Here is an 18,892-nt window from a genome sequence, read left to right as displayed (position 1 = left end):
TCTTCCAAGGAGTATCTACTCCTTGATCAGACCTCCTATTTTCACTTTGTGTTCTTACAGGCTTTGTATCTTAAATAGGAGTAGAGATGAGTATTCGAGTAATTATTGCTGGTTTTAAGGGAAAGATGGGCCAGGCTGCTTGTCAGATGGTCTTGGCTGATCCAGACTTAGACTTGGTAGCAGTTTTGGATCCTTTTGAGTCTGAATCAGAATGGCAGGGTATTCCTGTTTTCAAGGATAAGGCTGATTTAGCAGGCTTTGAAGCGGATGTCTGGATAGACTTTACTACTCCAACTGTTGCCTATGAAAATACACGCTTTGCTCTTGAAAATGGCTTTGCTCCAGTAGTTGGAACAACTGGTTTCACGAGTGAAGAAATTGCAGAGCTAAAAGCATTCTCTCGTGCTCAAGATTTGGGTGGCTTGATCGCTCCAAATTTTGCCTTGGGTGCTGTTTTACTCATGCAATTTGCAAGGCAGGCTGCCAAATATTTCCCAAATGTGGAGATTATCGAGCTCCATCATGACAAGAAAAAGGATGCTCCGAGTGGAACAGCTATTAAAACAGCTGAGTTGATGGCAGAAGTTCGAGAGTCTATTCAGCAAGGTGCAGCAGATGAGGAAGAACTCATTGCTGGTGCTCGTGGTGCTGACTTTGATGGCATGCGGATCCACTCAGTACGTTTGCCAGGCTTAGTAGCCCATCAGGAAGTCATCTTTGGCAATCAGGGAGAAGGATTGACCCTCCGTCATGACTCCTATGATCGCATCTCCTTCATGACAGGGGTGAATTTGGGAATTAAAGAAGTTGTCAAGCGTCATGAGCTTGTTTATGGATTAGAACACTTATTATGAGATTAACGCAAATGCCTTCTGAATTTCAGAAGGCTTTACCAGTATTAGAAAAAATTAAAGAAGCAGGTTTTGAGGCCTATTTTGTTGGGGGCTCTGTTCGAGATGCTCTTCTCAATCGCCCTATCCATGATGTGGATATTGCGACGTCTTCTTATCCAGAAGAGACCAAGCAGATTTTTCCGCGAACTGCCGATATCGGAATCGAGCATGGAACCGTCTTGGTTTTAGATGGGGATGAGGAGTATGAGGTAACTACTTTTCGGACAGAAGATGTCTATGTGGACTACCGTAGACCTAGTGCGGTTTCTTTTGTTCGCTCGCTAGAAGAAGACCTTAAGCGCCGTGATTTCACAGTCAACGCCTTTGCCTTGGATGAGACAGGAGAAATCGTTGACTTGTTCCATGGTTTAGACGATTTGGAAAATCAAGTCTTGAGGGCGGTTGGAGTGGCAAGTGAGCGTTTCAACGAAGATGCTTTGCGGATTATGCGTGGTTTTCGTTTTCAGGCTAGTCTTGGATTTGAACTTGAGTCAGAAACATTTAAAGCTATGAAGACCTTAACGCCACTTTTGGAGAAAATTTCTGTGGAGCGTACCTTCGTTGAGTTTGATAAACTCTTGCTGGCTCCATTTTGGAGAAGGGGCTTGGCTTCCATGATTGAGAGTCAAGCTTATGACTATCTCCCTGATATGGCAGCTAGCCAGGACAAGCTCAATAGACTGTTTGATTTAGAGACTGATTTCACCTTTGAATCTTCAGAGCAAGTCTGGGCGGCTTTACTGTCGGCTTTGGAGATTGAAAATGCGCAGCCATTTTTGAAGGCTTGGAAGACCTCACGGCAGTTTGCCAAGCAAGTTCAGGATTTACTGACTATTTTGTCCTTGCGTGAAAAGGGAGAATTGAGCAAGCGCGATTGTTATCGCTTTGATTTAGGTTTACTTTTACAGGCTGAAAATCTTCGTCAGGCTCAGGGAAAACCAGTCAACCCGCAAGTCATCACAGAAACTTACCAGAGTTTGACCATTCATGATAAGAAAGAAATCCAAATCAACGGTGGCATTTTGATTAAGGAATATGGCTATCAACCAGGTCCAGACTTGGGAGAGATTTTAACAGAGATTGAATATGCCATTGTTGATGGAGAATTGGAAAATGACCACCAAGCCATCCATGCTTATCTGAGGGAGAAAAAATGAGTGATTTTATCGTTGAAAAACTAAGTAAATCCGTTGGTGATAAGACCGTTTTTAAGGATATTTCCTTTATCATCCATAATCTAGACAGAATTGGTTTGATTGGTGTCAATGGGACTGGCAAGACCACCCTTTTAGATGTCCTTTCTGGTGTTTCTGGCTTTGATGGGGATGTCAGTCCTTTTTCAGCAAAGAATGATTACCAGATTGGTTACTTGACCCAAGATCCTGATTTTGATGATAGCAAGACGGTCTTGGATACGGTCCTATCTAGTGAACTAAAGGAAATCCAGCTCATTCGTGAGTATGAATTGATCATGCTCAACTACAGTGAGGACAAGCAGGCGCGTTTGGAACGGGTCATGGCAGAGATGGATTCTCTTCAAGCTTGGGAAATTGAGAGTCAGGTTAAGACCGTTCTTAGCAAGCTGGGGATTCAGGACTTATCGACTCCAGTTGGGGAATTGTCAGGTGGTCTAAGAAGACGGGTTCAGTTGGCGCAAGTCTTACTTGGCAACCACGATCTCTTGCTTTTGGACGAGCCGACCAACCATCTGGATATTGCGACTATTGAGTGGCTGACCCTCTTTTTGAAAAATTCCAAGAAGACCGTCCTTTTTATTACCCACGATCGTTATTTCTTGGATGCTTTGTCAACACGGATTTTCGAGTTGGATCGAGCTGGATTGACGGAGTATCAGGGCAATTATCAGGACTATGTTCGCCTAAAGGCGGAACAGGATGAGCGTGATGCGGCTCTTCTCCACAAAAAGGAACAACTTTATAAGCAAGAATTGGCCTGGATGCGCAGACAACCGCAGGCGCGTGCAACCAAGCAGCTAGCTCGTATCAATCGTTTCCACGACCTGAAAAAGGAAGTTTCAGGTGGCGTTGCTGAGACAGACTTGACCATGAACTTTGAAACCAGTCGTATTGGGAAGAAAGTCATCGAGTTTCAGGATGTTTCCTTTGCTTATGATGACAAGATAATTTTGCAAGATTTTAATCTCTTGGTGCAGGCTAAAGATCGTATTGGAATTGTTGGGGATAACGGTGTTGGGAAATCAACCCTCCTCAACTTGATTGCAGGCAGTCTTGAGCCGACAGTAGGACAAGTTGTGATTGGGGAAACTGTTCGCATCGCCTATTTCTCTCAGCAAATTGAGGGTTTGGATGAAAGCAAGCGAGTGATCAATTACTTGCAGGAAGTGGCAGAAGAGGTCAAGACCAGCGGTGGTTCTACAACTTCGATTGCAGAGCTGCTGGAGCAGTTCCTTTTCCCACGTTCGACGCATGGAACCTTGATTGAGAAATTGTCTGGGGGAGAGAAAAAACGCCTTTATCTCCTCAAACTGCTCTTGGAAAAACCAAATGTTCTTCTTTTAGACGAGCCAACCAATGATTTGGATATTGCAACCTTGACAGTTTTGGAGAATTTCTTGCAAGGATTTGCGGGACCAGTTTTGACTGTTAGTCACGACCGCTATTTCTTGGATAAGGTGGCGACTAAGATTCTCGCTTTTGAGGATGGTAAAATTCGTCCTTTCTTTGGTCATTACACCGACTATCTTGATGAAAAAGCCTTTGAAACAGATATGGCCAATCAAGTGCAAAAAGCCGAAAAGGAAAAAGTGGTCAAGGTTCGAGAAGACAAGAAACGCATGACCTACCAAGAAAAGCAGGAGTGGGCAAGCATTGAAGGCGATATTGAAGCCTTGGAAAATCGTATCGTTGCTATTGAAGAGGAGATGCAGGCCAACGGCTCTGACTTTGGTAAGTTGGCTACTCTCCAAAAAGAACTGGATGAGAAAAACGAAGCACTCCTTGAAAAATACGAACGCTATGAGTATCTAAGTGAATTTGATAACTAGAAGAATAGAAAAATCCCGTCTTATGACAGGATTTCTCTATTCTTTTTTGGTTTCTTGATGAAAGATATTTTGCCAGGTTTCGTGGCGACGCCAGATACTGGTATGGACAATACCATCTAACTCATAGCAGATGAGTTTAGTCTTCTGACTGATGGAAGTGATTTGGATGTCCTTGATGGCAGAATTCAAGTCTTTTTCGGCTTTATAGGCCTCTTTATTCATCTGCTCTCCATCTTGACGAATATAGACAAAATCGTCAGCCAAGAGTTCTTCCAGTTGATTTCCTTGGTCAATCAATTGTTCGCGCATAAGCAATTTTTTGTAGACATTGTCTAAAATTTCATCCTCAGGGATAGGTGCTGGCTCGATATGGATATCGGTATCAAAGACGCCAAAACGTTCCTCCAGCATAGACTCGACCTGATCCGCAATCTCGTGGCTCTCATAAACCGACAAGTCAGGATTCATCTCCAGCGTGATATCTAGGTAGATATTGCTACCGTAGGTGCGACCTCTTTGAGATTTAACCTTGCTAATTTTGGGAATTTCCATAATGGCCTTTTGATAGTCCTCAAGCAGACGGTCGTCAAAGCCGTCTGAAAGACTAAAGGAAGACTCGATAAAGATATCATAGGCAGTCTTTAAGATAAAGAAAGTGATGATAATGGCAACCAGTTTATCCACAATGGGATAATTGAAACTGCTAGCTAGGATGGCAATAGTAGTACCAAGTGAGGTAAGAGCATCAGAAAGATTGTCCTTGGCGGCAGCCCTCAGTGCTTTGGAGTTGGATTTCTTACTGAGGCGAGTATTGTAGAGATAAACTAGAAACATAATCGCTGCAGAAATGATTCCTAGGGTTGCACCAAGAGGGTCAATGACCGTTTCTTCATGACTGAGAATTTTTTGAATGGTATCCCGAAGTACATCGAAACCGACATAAAACATGATGATGGAAGTGATTAAGCTAGCCAAATCTTCAATCTTCCAGTGACCAAAACGGTGGTCACGGTCTGCAGGCTGGCGTGCCATCCGAATGCCTATCAAGAGGGCAACATTTCCAATGATGTCCGACACGTTGTTAAAGCCATCAGCCACCAAACTGGATGAATGGAGGAGGTGCCCAGTTGCTAATTTTGCTGCAGACAAGATCAAATAGGTCGAAATGCTGATAATGGCCCCACGCTCAGCTAACTTGAGATTTGAGATAGATTGCTTCATTCAACTTCCTTTCTAGTCACATAGCATTCTACCATTATACTGGTTTTCAAGGGAAAATTCAAATAGGATGGATAAAAGTAAGAAAATACAAAACAGAAAATACTTTTTTTTTTTAGGAAACATGATAGAATGATATCTGGAAGTTTATGCTTTTTTATACAAAAATATTAGCAGATACCAAAGGAGATTATATGAAAACATTGATTGTTATTCCTGCTCTAAATCCTCCACTTGATTTAATTAAATACATAGAAAAATTAAGACTATCTGGGTTAGAAAATATTTTAATTGTAGACGATGGAAGTAGGCCTGAATTTAAAAATATTTTTGAAAACCTAAGAGATGAACAGGGATGTCAAATATTAACTCATGCAAAAAATTTAGGAAAAGGACGTGCCTTAAAAAATGCCTTTAACTATTTTCTGACAATGCCAAATGTAGAAGAATATAACGGGATTGTCACTGCTGATTCGGATGGACAACATAGGGTTGAAGATGTCTTATCTATGGTAGAGATAATTTCTAATTATCCTGATTCGCTAATTTTAGGTTGTCGTGATTTTGATTCTGAAAATGTACCGCCAAAAAGTAAATTTGGGAATAAGCTTACAAAATTAGTATTTAAATTGCTTTATGGTCGCAAAATTACAGATACTCAGACTGGACTTCGAGGCTTTCCAAAGGCAATTCTGCATGATATGTTAGAAATTCCAGGTGAACGGTTTGAGTATGAAACTAAAATGTTAATACATACATTTGATAAATTGATTCCAATCAAAGAAATAACTATTGAAACTATTTACTTTGATGATAATGCTGAAACTCATTTCAATCCTATTAAAGATTCATTGAGAATTTACAAAGTAATCTTTGTCTCATTTTTTAAATATTTGTTATCTTCTCTTTCTTCCTTTTTAGTTGATATTGGGTTGTTTCAGTTGTTTCTTTGGATTTCTCTATCTGTAGGGATTCATAGGGGAGCACTATTGATTTTATTATCGACTATTTTAGCAAGAATAATCTCATCTTATTTTAATTTTACAATGAATAAGAATTTTGTCTTTGATGGTGAAAAAAGAATTCATAAAACGATTGTTAAATACTATAGCTTGGCTGTTTTCCAAATGTTATTATCTGCAGCAATGGTGACAGTCATTTGGAATATGTTTTCTGGTTCTGAAACAGCCATTAAAATAGTAGTAGATACAATTTTATTTCTTGCTAGTTATCAAGTTCAAAGAAGGTGGGTGTTTAGATAGTGATAAATAAGTTGAACTTTAGTGTTGTAAAGAGTATTATCTTATCTTACTATTTTACACTTTTGTTAACATTAGACAAAAAAATAGTTGTTAATAGTTATATAACGTTTTTAAGAGTATTTCAAACAGAAACATTGATTACAGCAACAATATTCTTATCAGTTTTATATTTCATAAATAAAAATAAGTTATCTTCTTTAACTAAGAGAGAATCTATGATTATAAAAGTATTTTCGTCAATTTTAGCATTTATTTTTGTAATCGGAGAAGATATAACACACACACAAGCATTATTTAGGGGGAGTTTGAACCGATATTCTTTTATATTGTTTTTTATTCTTTTGATAGGATATTATCTTATCTTTAAGTATTTTTTACATTTAGTTTGGGATAAATACAATGTTCATGTAAAAAAATTCGATATTGAGTTGAATACATTTAGGCTTAAGATAGATAGGCGAAAATATTTCAGTCTATTAACTCCATTTCTTTTGGTTAGAATACTAGCATTTATACTGTTGTATCCAGGTGTTACAACGTATGATAGTATGGTAATAATAGGTGAAGGTCTAGGGATTTATCCATTGACAAATTCCCACCCATATTTATTTACCTATACTGTAAGTCTATTTACAAAATTTGGTATAAAATTTTTAGGAGGGGTTGGTGTTGGAGTAGCGATTTTCAATTTTCTTACTCTAGTAATAACAACTTTAATTTATGTATATGTATTATATAGAATTTTTGAACTAAGTAATAATAAATGGTTGAACAGATGTTTATATTTATTCTATCTTTTGTTTCCAAATTTTATAATAGTTAGTTTTACGATGTATAAAGATGTATATATGGTAAATGCACTAATGTTGTTTTTTCTATGTATTATATATATTCTTTATCAACCAGCTAAATTTTTTGAGAATAAGAATTTCTTATTTATGTTTATTATCTCCTTTTTTGGGATATATATGATGCATAGAAAGGCTGTTATTTATATAATTGTTGGGATTCTTATACTATTTATTTTTAACAAACGCTACTACAAGAAAATTTTGTTCTATTCTTTAGTATCAATAAGCTTTACTTTGATAATAAATTTTATTGCAAGTTCCTTAATTCAGCCACAAGAATCAAGAAAGAGGTATGATTATTTAGCACCTAGATTTCAACAACTTGCTGCTGCTGTATACTATCATCCAGATTCATTTTCTAGTGAAGAATTAGCTTTTTATGATTCTACATTAGGTCTAGAAAATAACAAGAAATTTGTTTATTATAAAGCTGATCCAATTAAAGATAGCATGAAAAATGAACAATTTGAGGGAAGAGAGCACGAATTTTTTAAATTATGGTTTAAGGGTTATCTTACTCATCCAAAGACTTATATAGATGCATTATTAAATTTGTCTGTTTCATATTGGTATCCATATAATTTTTCAGATTTGACGTATATGGGAAATTATTATCAGGTTATGTATGAAGATAGTAGCAATGTTTATGGAAATACAACTTCACTTGATGATGGATGGAAGAATCAAACAAAGTTTAAGAAGCTACAAGAATTCTATTGGAATATACATAAGACGATTTCTTATTTACCAGTTTTTTCTATATTTTATAGTGCAGGGTTATATACAATCTTATTGTTAATTATTTTGATGATTTCATTATTGAGGAGAGATTATAAGATTTTAGGTTTAATAATTATATGTGTTTCAATAATACTAACGTGCATTTATTCTCCAATTGTAAATTATTTTAGATATTCGTATGTATTCATGGCTATAATCCCTTTGTTACTTCCCTTCCTTTTTTTAAAGAGGCGATAGGAGCTTCCGATATGTTGAGTAGTTAAATATTCTTGAATTTTCTTCAAAATTTGGTATAATAGTACTACTCAAGGGAGTAGCTGGCAGAAACCTGTGATAGTGTCGTCATTCCGAATTTTATACTGAAAAGTATGCTTTCCGGCACTATCTTAAACAGCGAGACTTGTTATGATTAACAGGTCTCTTTTTGTTTGTCGTGAAAAGATACGATAAGGAAAAGAGAGTCTGTTTTGCACACAATGTCAAGGAGGAGACACATGTCAAAAGAACAAAAACGCCAAGCGTTTTACACTCAGAGTCCTGAAGAGGTCTTGAAGGCTGTGGATGCGACCGAGCAAGGTTTGTCATCTAGCGAAGCGCAGAAACGCCTTGCTGAATTTGGCCATAATGAACTCGAAGAAGGCGAGAAACGATCAATCCTAGTCAAATTCATTGAGCAATTTAAGGATTTGATGATTATCATCCTAGTTGCGGCAGCTATTTTGTCAGTTGTGACTTCTGGTGGGGAAGATATCGCAGATGCCATTATCATCCTAGCCGTGGTTATCATCAACGCTGCCTTTGGTGTTTACCAAGAAGGAAAAGCCGAAGAAGCGATCGAAGCCCTCAAATCTATGTCAAGTCCAGCTGCTCGGGTTCTTCGTGATGGTCATATGGCTGAGATTGACTCTAAAGAATTGGTACCAGGCGATATCGTTGCCCTTGAAGCAGGCGACGTGGTACCAGCAGACCTACGTTTACTAGAAGCTAACTCTCTTAAAATCGAAGAAGCAGCCTTGACAGGTGAGTCTGTGCCAGTCGAAAAAGACTTGACAGTTGAACTTGCTGCAGATGCTGGTATTGGTGACCGTGTCAACATGGCCTTCCAAAACTCTAACGTAACCTATGGTCGCGGTATGGGTGTTGTTGTCAATACAGGGATGTATACTGAAGTCGGTCACATCGCAGGTATGCTTCAAGACGCTGATGAGACTGATACACCCCTCAAACAAAACTTGAATAACCTTTCTAAGGTCTTGACCTATGCTATCTTGGTTATTGCACTTGTTACTTTTGTAGTTGGTGTTTTCATTCAAGGTAAAAATCCACTCGGTGAGTTGATGACCTCTGTTGCGCTTGCCGTTGCAGCCATTCCAGAAGGGCTACCAGCTATCGTAACTATCGTTCTTGCCCTTGGTACTCAAGTTTTAGCTAAACGTAACTCTATCGTTCGTAAGTTGCCAGCTGTAGAAACTCTTGGTTCAACAGAAATCATCGCTTCTGATAAGACTGGTACGCTGACTATGAACAAGATGACCGTCGAAAAAGTCTTCTACGATGCAGTCCTACATGACTCAGCTGATGACATTGAACTGGGTCTTGAAATGCCGCTTCTTCGTTCAGTTGTCTTGGCAAATGATACGAAAATTGATGTGGAAGGCAACCTGATTGGTGACCCAACCGAAACAGCCTTCATCCAATATGCCTTGGACAAGGGCTACGATGTTAAAGGATTTTTAGAGAAATATCCTCGTGTAGCTGAATTGCCATTTGATTCTGAACGTAAGCTCATGTCAACGGTTCACCCATTGCCAGATGGTCGTTTCCTTGTAGCAGTCAAGGGTGCGCCAGACCAACTTTTGAAACGTTGTGTTCTTCGTGACAAAGCTGGGGATATTGCTCCGATTGATGAGAAGGTTACAAACCTCATTCATACAAACAACTCTGAAATGGCCCATCAAGCCTTGCGTGTTCTTGCAGGTGCTTATAAGGTTGTTGATAGTATTCCAGAAAACCTTACTTCTGAAGAGCTTGAAAATGATTTAATATTCACTGGTTTGATTGGGATGATTGACCCTGAACGTCCTGAGGCAGCTGAGGCTGTTCGTGTGGCTAAGGAAGCTGGAATTCGTCCAATCATGATTACGGGTGACCATCAAGATACTGCAGAAGCTATTGCTAAACGTTTGGGAATCATTGACGCAAACGATACAGAAGGCCACGTTTTAACTGGTGCTGAGCTCAACGAACTATCTGATGAAGACTTTGAAAAAGTAGTTGGTCAATACTCTGTTTATGCCCGTGTGTCTCCAGAACACAAGGTTCGTATTGTCAAGGCTTGGCAAAAACAAGGTAAGGTCGTTGCCATGACAGGTGACGGTGTCAATGATGCGCCAGCTTTGAAAACAGCCGATATCGGTATTGGTATGGGAATCACTGGTACAGAGGTCTCTAAGGGAGCATCTGACATGATTCTTGCAGATGATAACTTTGCGACTATCATTGTTGCAGTGGAGGAAGGACGTAAGGTCTTCTCAAACATTCAAAAGACTATTCAGTACTTACTTTCTGCCAATACTGCTGAAGTATTAACCATCTTCCTATCAACCTTGTTTGGTTGGGATGTCTTGCAGCCAGTTCATCTTTTGTGGATCAACTTGGTAACCGATACTTTCCCAGCTATCGCTCTAGGTGTTGAGCCAGCTGAGCCTGGTGTCATGAACCATAAACCACGTGGACGCAAGGCAAGCTTCTTCTCAGGTGGTGTTTTGAGTTCTATCATCTATCAAGGTGTACTCCAAGCAGCTATTGTTATGAGTGTTTATGGTCTTGCGATTGCTTACCCAGTTCATGTGGGTGACAATCATGCCATTCATGCAGATGCTCTTACTATGGCCTTTGCAACCCTTGGTTTGATTCAGCTTTTCCATGCCTATAACGTCAAATCTGTCTACCAATCAATCTTGACAGTTGGCCCATTCAAGTCTAAGACCTTTAACTGGTCAATCTTGGTATCCTTCATCCTTCTCATGGCAACAATCGTCGTAGAACCGCTTGAAGGCATCTTCCACGTAACCAAACTAGACTTGTCACAATGGGGAATCGTTATGGCTGGAAGCTTCTCAATGATTATCATTGTCGAAATCGTTAAGTTTATCCAACGCAAACTTGGCTTTGACAAGAATGCGATTTAAAAAGAAAGTCATCTTCGGATGGCTTTTTACTACAGTTGAGGGAAAGGGATTACAGTTATCGGCTTTTGTGCTATAATTGCTATAATATAGTAAAAAGCAAGAGGAGTGTGAGGAAGTGGAAAAGAAAATTGTGAAGGATATTTTGTTTTTATCTCAGGTGTCTCAGCCTGCAAGTCAGGAAGACCTGTATCTTGCTAGAGACTTACAAGATACGCTCTTAGCAAATCGTGAGACCTGTGTTGGTCTGGCTGCCAATATGATTGGGGTGCAGAAGCGCGTGATTATCTTTAATCTTGGCTTGGTTCCCGTGGTCATGTTTAATCCAGTGCTCCTGTCCTCTGAAGGATTTTATGAGACAGAGGAAGGCTGTTTGTCATTGACAGGTGTGAGACCTACTAAGCGTTATGAAACCATAAGGGTGTCCTATCGTGATAGCAAGTGGCAGGAACAGATCATGACCTTGACAGGCTTCCCAGCACAGATCTGCCAGCATGAACTGGATCACTTGGAAGGACGAATCATTTAGGAGGAAAGCAAATGAAACGAATAGTCTTTGAACTTATTTTTATCGCAACGACCTGGTATATCTTTTTACCGCCTCTTAACCTGACTAGCTGGGAATTTCTCTTTTTCCTCTGTGGGCATTTGCTGGTTGTGGCAGTCTTATTTGGATTTGGCAAGGGAATCAATTTGGTCAAAACGGTTCATGTGCGCCACGGCAAGGCAGAAGCTGCCTTAAATCTAGAGGGTTTCAAAATCAATCGGTTAGGGAAAATCCTTTTAGCTTCTATTGGAGGAATTCTTCTCTTGGCAGCTTTGGTTTCCTTGGTGACTTCTAGCATTTTTCAGGCTAAAAATTATGCCAATGTAGTCACGGTTACGGAAAAAGACTTTACTGATTTTCCTAAGACTGATACCAGTAAGGTTCCTATCTTAGATAGAAGTACCGCTGAAAAAATTGGGGACCGCTACTTGGGTTCCCTAACAGATAAGGTGTCGCAGTACGTAGCGGCAGATACCTATACCCAATTGACAATTGATGGGAAGCCTTATCGGGTTACACCACTAGAATACGCAGATCCTATCAAGTGGTTTAATAATCAGGCCAAGGGAATCGGCGAGTATATCAAGGTAGACATGGTGACTGGAAATGCGGACTTGGTGGACTTGAAGACACCAATCAAGTATTCGGATTCGGAGTATTTTAACCGTGATGTCAAGCGTCACCTGCGCTTGAAGTACCCAACTAAAATCTTCAAGACTCCATCTTTTGAGGTGGACGATGAAGGTAATCCTTTCTATGTGGCTACGGTTTACCAAAAGCAATTTGGACTTGCGGTTCCCCGTCCTGTTTCAGTCATTATCTTGGATGCTACAAATGGAGAAACCAAGGAATACAGCTTATCAGAAGTCCCAGAATGGGTAGACAGGGTCTATCCAGCTGAGGAAACCATTGAGCAAATCAACTACAACGGCAAGTACAAGGACGGTTTCTGGAATGCTATGATTTCCAAGAAAAACGTGACCCAGACTACCAAGGGCTATAATTACTTGTCTATCGGCAATGACATCTATCTCTACACAGGTGTGACGTCGGCCAATGCAGATGAAAGTAATCTTGGTTTTATCCTAGAAAATATGCGAACAGGTGAAATTACTAAGTTCAATTTAGCCTCTGCGACCGAAGAATCGGCCCGTGAATCAGCCGAAGGTGCTGTTCAGGAGAAATCCTACAAGGCAACCTTCCCAATCCTCATCAACCTCAATGACAAGCCTCTCTACATCATGGGCTTGAAGGACAATGCTGGTCTGGTCAAAGAGTATGCTCTGGTAGACGCAGTTGAGTACCAAAATGTTATCGTAGCCACGACAGTAGAAGAACTGCTCAGTAAATATGCCAATAAAAACGATCTTGAGATTGACAATGCAACAACTGAAAGTATCAAAGGAGTGGTAGCAGACCTCAAATCAGCTGTTATCAAGGGCGACACCGTCTACTTCTTTAAAGTTGATGGTAAGATATATAAGGTCAAGGCCTCAGTATCAGATGACCTTCCTTACCTTGAAAATGGTAAAACCTTCGAAGGTCAAGTAGGAAAAGACAATTATCTCAAGACATTTAAAGTGCAGTAAGATAAACCTCGGTCAAGCCGAGGTTTTTCAGATGAATTTCTTGGTAGCGGCAAAAAAATATGCTACACTATTAATATGAAAATTTTAATCCCTACAGCAAAAGAAATGAACACAGACTTGCCAAGTATCGAAGCAACTTCTTTAAAACCAGAAAGCCAGGCCGTGCTGGATGCCTTGGCCCGCTATTCTGCTAGTCAATTGGAGAGTTTTTACAAGGTATCAGCTGAGAAAGCGGCGGAAGAATTTCAACATATCCAAGCTTTGAAAAGTCAAACTGCTCAACACTACCCAGCCTTGAAACTTTTTGATGGGCTTATGTACCGTCATATCAAGCGAGACAAACTGACCGAGATAGAACAGGCCTATCTTGAAAATCATGTCTTTATTACTTCGGCTTTGTACGGAGTCGTACCAGCCTTGTCACCCATAGCCCCTCACCGTTTGGACTTTTTGATGAAGTTAAAAGTCGCTGGTAAGACTTTGAAGAGCCATTGGAAGGCAGCCTATGATGAAGCTGTGAAGCAGGAAGAAATGATTTTTTCTCTCTTGTCGTCCGAGTTTGAGACTGTGTTTTCTAAGGAAATCAGAGAAAAAATGGTGACCTTCAAATTCATGGAGGATAGAGGTGGTCAGCTGAAGATTCACTCAACCATTTCCAAGAAAGCGCGTGGTGCCTTCCTAACATCTCTAATAGAAAATCAAGTACAAACTGTGGAGGAAGCACGTCGCTTGAACTTTGCCGGATTTGCCTACCGAGAAGATTTGTCACAACCACAGGAATTGGTTTTTGTTAAGGAAGTTTAGAAATCAGATAAGAGAAAAAGTCAGCAGGATTATGCTGACTTTTTTCTAGCTTATAAAGTATTGGACAAATGAATCTCATTTGATAAAGTATTAAGATGATTAGCCAAATCCATTATTGACAGATGATTTTGACAAATAAACTTCTTGGTAATTCCTGGAATATAGAAATTAGACACGATGATATCATAACCTGTCTGATTTAAAATCTCAGGACTCGTTTCCAATTCATCCCAAGTATCGAAGGTAAAGCGGTTATTACAGTAGTAGGAAAGCATATCAACAAAGGTAAGGGATATAGCATGGTCAAAATTACTGATAATCAAAACCTTGATAGGTGGTCGATTTTCTAACAACTGAGTAGAGAGGTTTTCAGCATGGGTTAAGATGGTGTACATCAGATGTTCCAACTGTTCAGGATGGTCATGCTGTCCAATTGCCTGACGATATTGGGCCAGTTCTTGACGTGCACTTCCCATAAAGTCTGGGAAGTAAACTTCAAATTTTTTAATCGTCAATGCTTTTTGTTCAAATAAGATTGGGGTAGAAAAGATTTCCTGTCTTTCAAAGAAAGCAGTGTTGTGTAAATGCCAAATAAGCTCATCGTGGTTAGTAAAAGTAATCTTATATTGTTTTGCTAGGCGTTCTAATATTTGACTAAGTAATTGGTAAGAGTATCTTGCTTCACTGTTATCTTCTAAAGAGTTGAAGAACTCTTGAGGATCTAAGAAAAGATTGTTTTGAATAAAGGAAATAAAAATTTGTGCGATGATATCTGGAGTGATTTCCAGTCCCAGTTTTTCAGAAAAATGGACAAGTATCTCCTCAAAGTTTGGAATACTCATCAAAAGAGGGTAGTATTCATCGTTAAAATGATTGGGTAAGTCGACGAAATGACCACTTTTGATGCGGTAAATACTGATAGCTATCATCAATTTATACATTCTATAAATTGAAAATCGCATCGGGTAATTCGTGATTTTATAGAAGAAATCAGCAAACTCTGTTAAATCCTCTTCAGGAAGGTCAGGAAAAGGCCAGTCTAGGAAATAATAGCGCTCAGAAAAATATTGGGCAAAAAAATAGCGAATATCGATTTCATTCCCACGTATTTCGGATGGAGTAAATGATAGTTCAATTTGGAATTGAGTTGACAGAGTTTTTGTAATATTTCTGCCCAATCGATAGAGGTTGGCATTACTAGAGTGAAGATTTTCTATTGTTCGATAAATAGGTAGGCCCTCATTAAAAAACATATACTCTAGTAATCGAAAAGATTGAGAATGAGCAAGAAAATATTGATAAACATCTTCAACGCTAGTATTAACTTCTAAATCTATCATAATTCCGTTAACAGAAGACTGGATATCGATAGTTGGAAAGGCAGCACGCAATTCATTTAAATCACTTTTTAAGATTCGTTCAGTACATCCTAATTCGTCGGCAAGTTCATGTAATTTCATCCAATCACGATGTTGGATTAGGGTTTCCATTAAACGTAATTGTCGCTGATCTTTCGTAGATAAAAGGTTACGCATATAGGTATTTCCTCCTTAATTTATTATATCATGTTTTTGTCTAAAAAGTACAAAAAACTTAGAGTAAGAAAATTGTCGTTAGTAATCAGAAAATTTAGAATAAGATAAGTGGCTCTTAGGTACAAAAAGAGAATATATTAATTGTATAGAAAATATTGATTTATATATCAAATAGTTGTAGAGTGGGAATTATAAAATATTATCTAGGAGTTCAAAATGAAACATTCACATAAGAAATCATTTGACTGGTATAGCATGCAACAACGATACTCTATTCGTAAGTATCACTTTGGTGCAGCTAGTGTCTTGCTCGGGACAGCCTTAGTCTTGGGAACTGCTGCCAATGCGCAAGCAGTACAAGCAGAGGAACATAACCCAGAAGCTACTAACAGTGTTTCTGTTGATAAGGTAGAAGAAGCTACAAAACCAGCAGAAGTTGCTACACCTAAAAAAGAAACAACCTATGCAGCTCCAACTGTAGCTAATCCAGTAGAAACGACTCCAGCTAAAACTGAAGAAGCTACTAAACCAGCAGAAAAAGTTGAAGAAGCAAAAGATAAAAAAGAGGAAGTAAAGCAGCAAGATGCTGTTGACAAGTCAAAATTGTTAACGGCTCTTTCGCGTGCTAAAAAACTAGAAAGCAAGTTATATACAGAAGCAAGTGCTGCTAACTTGCAAGCAAGTATCCAAGCTGGTCAAGGTTTGCTTGGAAAAGCAGATGCAACTGAAGCTGAAGTAACAGCAGCAGAGTCATCTATCCAATCAGCTATTATTGGGCTAGAACTTCGTTCTAACACTGATAAAGGAACTGTATCAGAAACTCCTGTAGCGAAGAAAGCTGATATAGTTGAAGCGAAGGAAGAGACTAAACCAGCTGCAACAACTGATCGTTCAGCTGTTGATAGCGCTGTTTTGCCAACTAGCACAGCTGCCAAAGTAGAAACAACTTCAGCTCCAGCATCTACTAATGAAATCTTGAAACCAGGTTTGAGCCTTTCTGATGCTCGCCAAAACCCAGCTATCCGTAAGGAAGACTTGGATAAAGGGCATAGTGGTTTTAGAGCTTCTAGCAATCCAGCCAACCCAATCGTCTCAGGTTCTGGTAACACAGTTGCGTTTTCAGACATCAGTCAAGCTGGTCGTAGTTATAGTTTCCGAGGCTACGGGAACTCACGTGGTGGGAATTCAATTCATTACGATGTAACAACAGTACGTCAAGGTAATAGATTGAACTTCACAATTGAATATTCTGGTCCAGGTGAATTTGTTAATAATAACTTTATCTTGGACAAAGGGGATGGATTTGGAAATCCTTCCAATGCAACTATCACAACCCCAAGATTGAGAGAACAATCAAAACCCATTAGCCAGGGTGCCAACTACGTATCTCACTCAGGATACAGTATGACTTCTGCTACTTCAACAAGTGAGAGACAAACAATCAGATTTAGTTTGCCTATCATTAATCCAAATGGTGACTTGTCTGTACGTTTGAAACCAGTTACTTTTAACGTAAACCAAGGTGGAGGTAGTGCAGCAACAAGTAATGACCCGTATAGTAACTCTAACTATTATTATAGAGCAACCCCACTATACTTGGATGCAAACCCTTATGGCGGTACTAATAATAAGACTGTTTCAGAAGACATTGACTTCCAAACTGTCTATCTTCCAACTAGTAAGTTACCAGAAGGTCAAACTAGATTAGTTCGAGAAGGTGAAAAAGGACAACGTCAAATTACCTATAAAGTCCATCGATTTGGTAACGAAACACTTTTAGGATTGCCAATTAGTAATTCTGTTACTAAAGAAGCCAAGCCACGTATTATGCAAATTGGTGTGGCTAAAGAGCTAATCGATACAGTAAAACCACGTGTTGATCAAAATAAAGTTGGTGATACAAATAACCTCACTTTCTATCTTGATAACGATGGCAACGGTGTTTATACTGAAGGTGTAGACGAACTTGTTCAAAAAATTGCTATTAAAGATGGAGCCAAAGGTGAAAAAGGAGACCAAGGTGAACGCGGTCTAACTGGAGCTAAAGGTGAAAAAGGAGAGCAAGGCGAACGCGGTCTCACTGGAGCTAAAGGTGAAAAAGGAGACCGAGGCGAACGTGGTCTCACTGGAGCTAAAGGTGAAAAAGGAGACCAAGGTCAGGCAGGTCGTGACGGTGTAACTCCAACCGTAACCGTTAAAGATAATAAAGATGACGGCACTCATACTATTACGATTAACGACGGTAGAGGTAATGTTACAAGTACTGTTGTAAGAGATGGTTTCGATGGTGCAAGTCCATTAGTTGCGACTCAACGAAATGACGCAGATAAAACAACGACCGTTATCTTCTATTATGACCAAAATGATAACAACGAATTTGATGCAGGCGATACAAAACTAAAAGAAGTTGTAATTGCAGATGGAGCCAAAGGTGAAAAAGGGGACCAAGGCGAACGTGGTCTAACCGGAGCCCAAGGTGAAAAAGGAGACCGTGGAGACCGTGGTGAAACAGGAGCAGCGGGACGTGACGGAAAAACTCCTAAAGTTACAACTGCTCGTGGAGCAGATGGCCGCAGTACTGACATTACATTTACAGTTCCAGGAGAAGAACCTGTAACAGTTAACATTAAAGATGGTAAAGATGGACGTACACCAACCATCGACTTAAATGCCTTAGCTGAAGCAGCAGCAAGATTAAACAATCAAAGAAGCGGAAGAGTAAGAAGAGCTTTAGCAGACGCCCCATCTACAGCACCAGCAGAAAAACCAAGAGAAGGTACTCTTATTACAGCGTACTTTGATAACAATGGTAATGGTCGATACGATGAAGGTATAGATGAATTAATTGCTAAACAACCAATTTATAATGGTACAGACGGTGCCAATGGTGCAGCAGGTGCAGCCGGACGTAATGGTGCTGAACTATTAAGTGGACCTAAACCACCAACATCAAATGATGGTAAAGATGGTGACACTTATATCGATGCAACTACAGGTGATGTTTACAAAAAAGAAGGTGAAAACTGGAACCAAATTGGTAACATTCGTGGACCTCAAGGTCTAAAAGGTGAAGCCGGAGTTGCAGGACCACAAGGACCTAAGGGAGATCAAGGTGCCCAAGGTCTTCAAGGACCAGCGGGACGTGATGGAGCGCAAGGACCAGCAGGACGCGACGGACGTGAAGGTGTACCAGGACCAGCGGGACGCGACGGACGTGATGGAGCGCAAGGACCAGCAGG

12 protein-coding genes are annotated in these 18,892 nt (G+C 39.7%); 10 read left to right on the top strand and 2 right to left on the bottom strand.

Annotation, left to right across the window (positions count from 1 at the left end; translation table 11 throughout):
• The first annotated feature begins 86 nt into the window (after positions 1 to 86).
• Genes dapB through MK482_RS06950 form a run of 3 tightly spaced genes read left to right on the top strand, consistent with a single transcriptional unit; the run spans position 87 to position 3,918 of the window.
• On the top strand, positions 87 to 854 hold the full coding sequence (dapB, locus tag MK482_RS06960; RefSeq protein ID WP_261203832.1) for a 4-hydroxy-tetrahydrodipicolinate reductase: 768 nt from the start codon (positions 87 to 89) through the stop codon (positions 852 to 854).
• Positions 851 to 2,050, top strand: a complete 1,200-nt coding sequence (locus MK482_RS06955) for a CCA tRNA nucleotidyltransferase (protein ID WP_326845880.1) — start codon at positions 851 to 853, stop codon at positions 2,048 to 2,050. Before dapB ends, MK482_RS06955 begins: the two co-directional genes overlap by 4 nt.
• Positions 2,047 to 3,918, top strand: a complete 1,872-nt coding sequence (locus MK482_RS06950) for an ABC-F family ATP-binding cassette domain-containing protein (protein WP_268718341.1) — start codon at positions 2,047 to 2,049, stop codon at positions 3,916 to 3,918. The genes MK482_RS06955 and MK482_RS06950 overlap by 4 nt, the downstream gene beginning before the upstream one ends.
• 36 nt (positions 3,919 to 3,954) lie before the next feature.
• On the opposite strand, the gene mntE is transcribed toward MK482_RS06950, so the two are convergent.
• Positions 3,955 to 5,139 carry a CDF family manganese efflux transporter MntE gene (mntE, locus tag MK482_RS06945; protein ID WP_268718340.1) on the bottom strand — a complete coding sequence of 395 codons (1,185 nt, stop codon included), beginning with the start codon at positions 5,137 to 5,139 and terminating at the stop codon, positions 3,955 to 3,957.
• Between the two features lie 191 nt (positions 5,140 to 5,330).
• On the opposite strand from mntE, the gene MK482_RS06940 reads away from it, so the two are divergent.
• From MK482_RS06940 to yaaA, 6 genes are all read left to right on the top strand, one after another.
• The gene (locus tag MK482_RS06940; protein ID WP_268718339.1) at positions 5,331 to 6,398 is read left to right on the top strand and encodes a glycosyltransferase; all 1,068 of its coding nucleotides are present in this window, start codon (positions 5,331 to 5,333) and stop codon (positions 6,396 to 6,398) included.
• A 215-nt stretch (positions 6,399 to 6,613) separates the two neighbouring features.
• Positions 6,614 to 8,227 carry a DUF6020 family protein gene (locus MK482_RS06935; protein WP_124787164.1) on the top strand — a complete coding sequence of 538 codons (1,614 nt, stop codon included), beginning with the start codon at positions 6,614 to 6,616 and terminating at the stop codon, positions 8,225 to 8,227.
• Between the two features lie 257 nt (positions 8,228 to 8,484).
• The gene (locus tag MK482_RS06930) at positions 8,485 to 11,181 is read left to right on the top strand and encodes a cation-translocating P-type ATPase (RefSeq protein WP_268718338.1); all 2,697 of its coding nucleotides are present in this window, start codon (positions 8,485 to 8,487) and stop codon (positions 11,179 to 11,181) included.
• Positions 11,182 to 11,296: 115 nt separating this feature from the next.
• The gene (locus tag MK482_RS06925) at positions 11,297 to 11,707 is read left to right on the top strand and encodes a peptide deformylase (protein WP_268718337.1); all 411 of its coding nucleotides are present in this window, start codon (positions 11,297 to 11,299) and stop codon (positions 11,705 to 11,707) included.
• Between the two features lie 11 nt (positions 11,708 to 11,718).
• The gene (locus MK482_RS06920) at positions 11,719 to 13,314 is read left to right on the top strand and encodes a hypothetical protein (RefSeq protein ID WP_268718336.1); all 1,596 of its coding nucleotides are present in this window, start codon (positions 11,719 to 11,721) and stop codon (positions 13,312 to 13,314) included.
• Between the two features lie 75 nt (positions 13,315 to 13,389).
• Entirely contained in the window at positions 13,390 to 14,118 is a 729-nt protein-coding gene (gene yaaA / locus MK482_RS06915) for a peroxide stress protein YaaA (RefSeq protein WP_268718335.1), read from the top strand.
• Positions 14,119 to 14,168: 50 nt separating this feature from the next.
• On the opposite strand, the gene MK482_RS06910 is transcribed toward yaaA, so the two are convergent.
• Complete coding sequence (locus tag MK482_RS06910) at positions 14,169 to 15,653, bottom strand: M protein trans-acting positive regulator PRD domain-containing protein (RefSeq protein WP_268718334.1); 1,485 nt, start codon at positions 15,651 to 15,653, stop codon at positions 14,169 to 14,171.
• A 216-nt stretch (positions 15,654 to 15,869) separates the two neighbouring features.
• On the opposite strand from MK482_RS06910, the gene MK482_RS06905 reads away from it, so the two are divergent.
• Positions 15,870 to 18,892: G5 domain-containing protein (locus MK482_RS06905; protein WP_268718333.1), on the top strand; the 3,023-nt coding region annotated here is incomplete at its 3' end.

Origin of the sequence: Streptococcus mitis (assembly GCF_026782865.1) — a bacterium.
Taxonomy (GTDB): Bacteria; Bacillota; Bacilli; order Lactobacillales; family Streptococcaceae; genus Streptococcus; species Streptococcus mitis_CG.
Note: the sequence above shows the minus strand (reverse complement) of the source record. Positions and strands in the feature narration are given on the sequence as shown.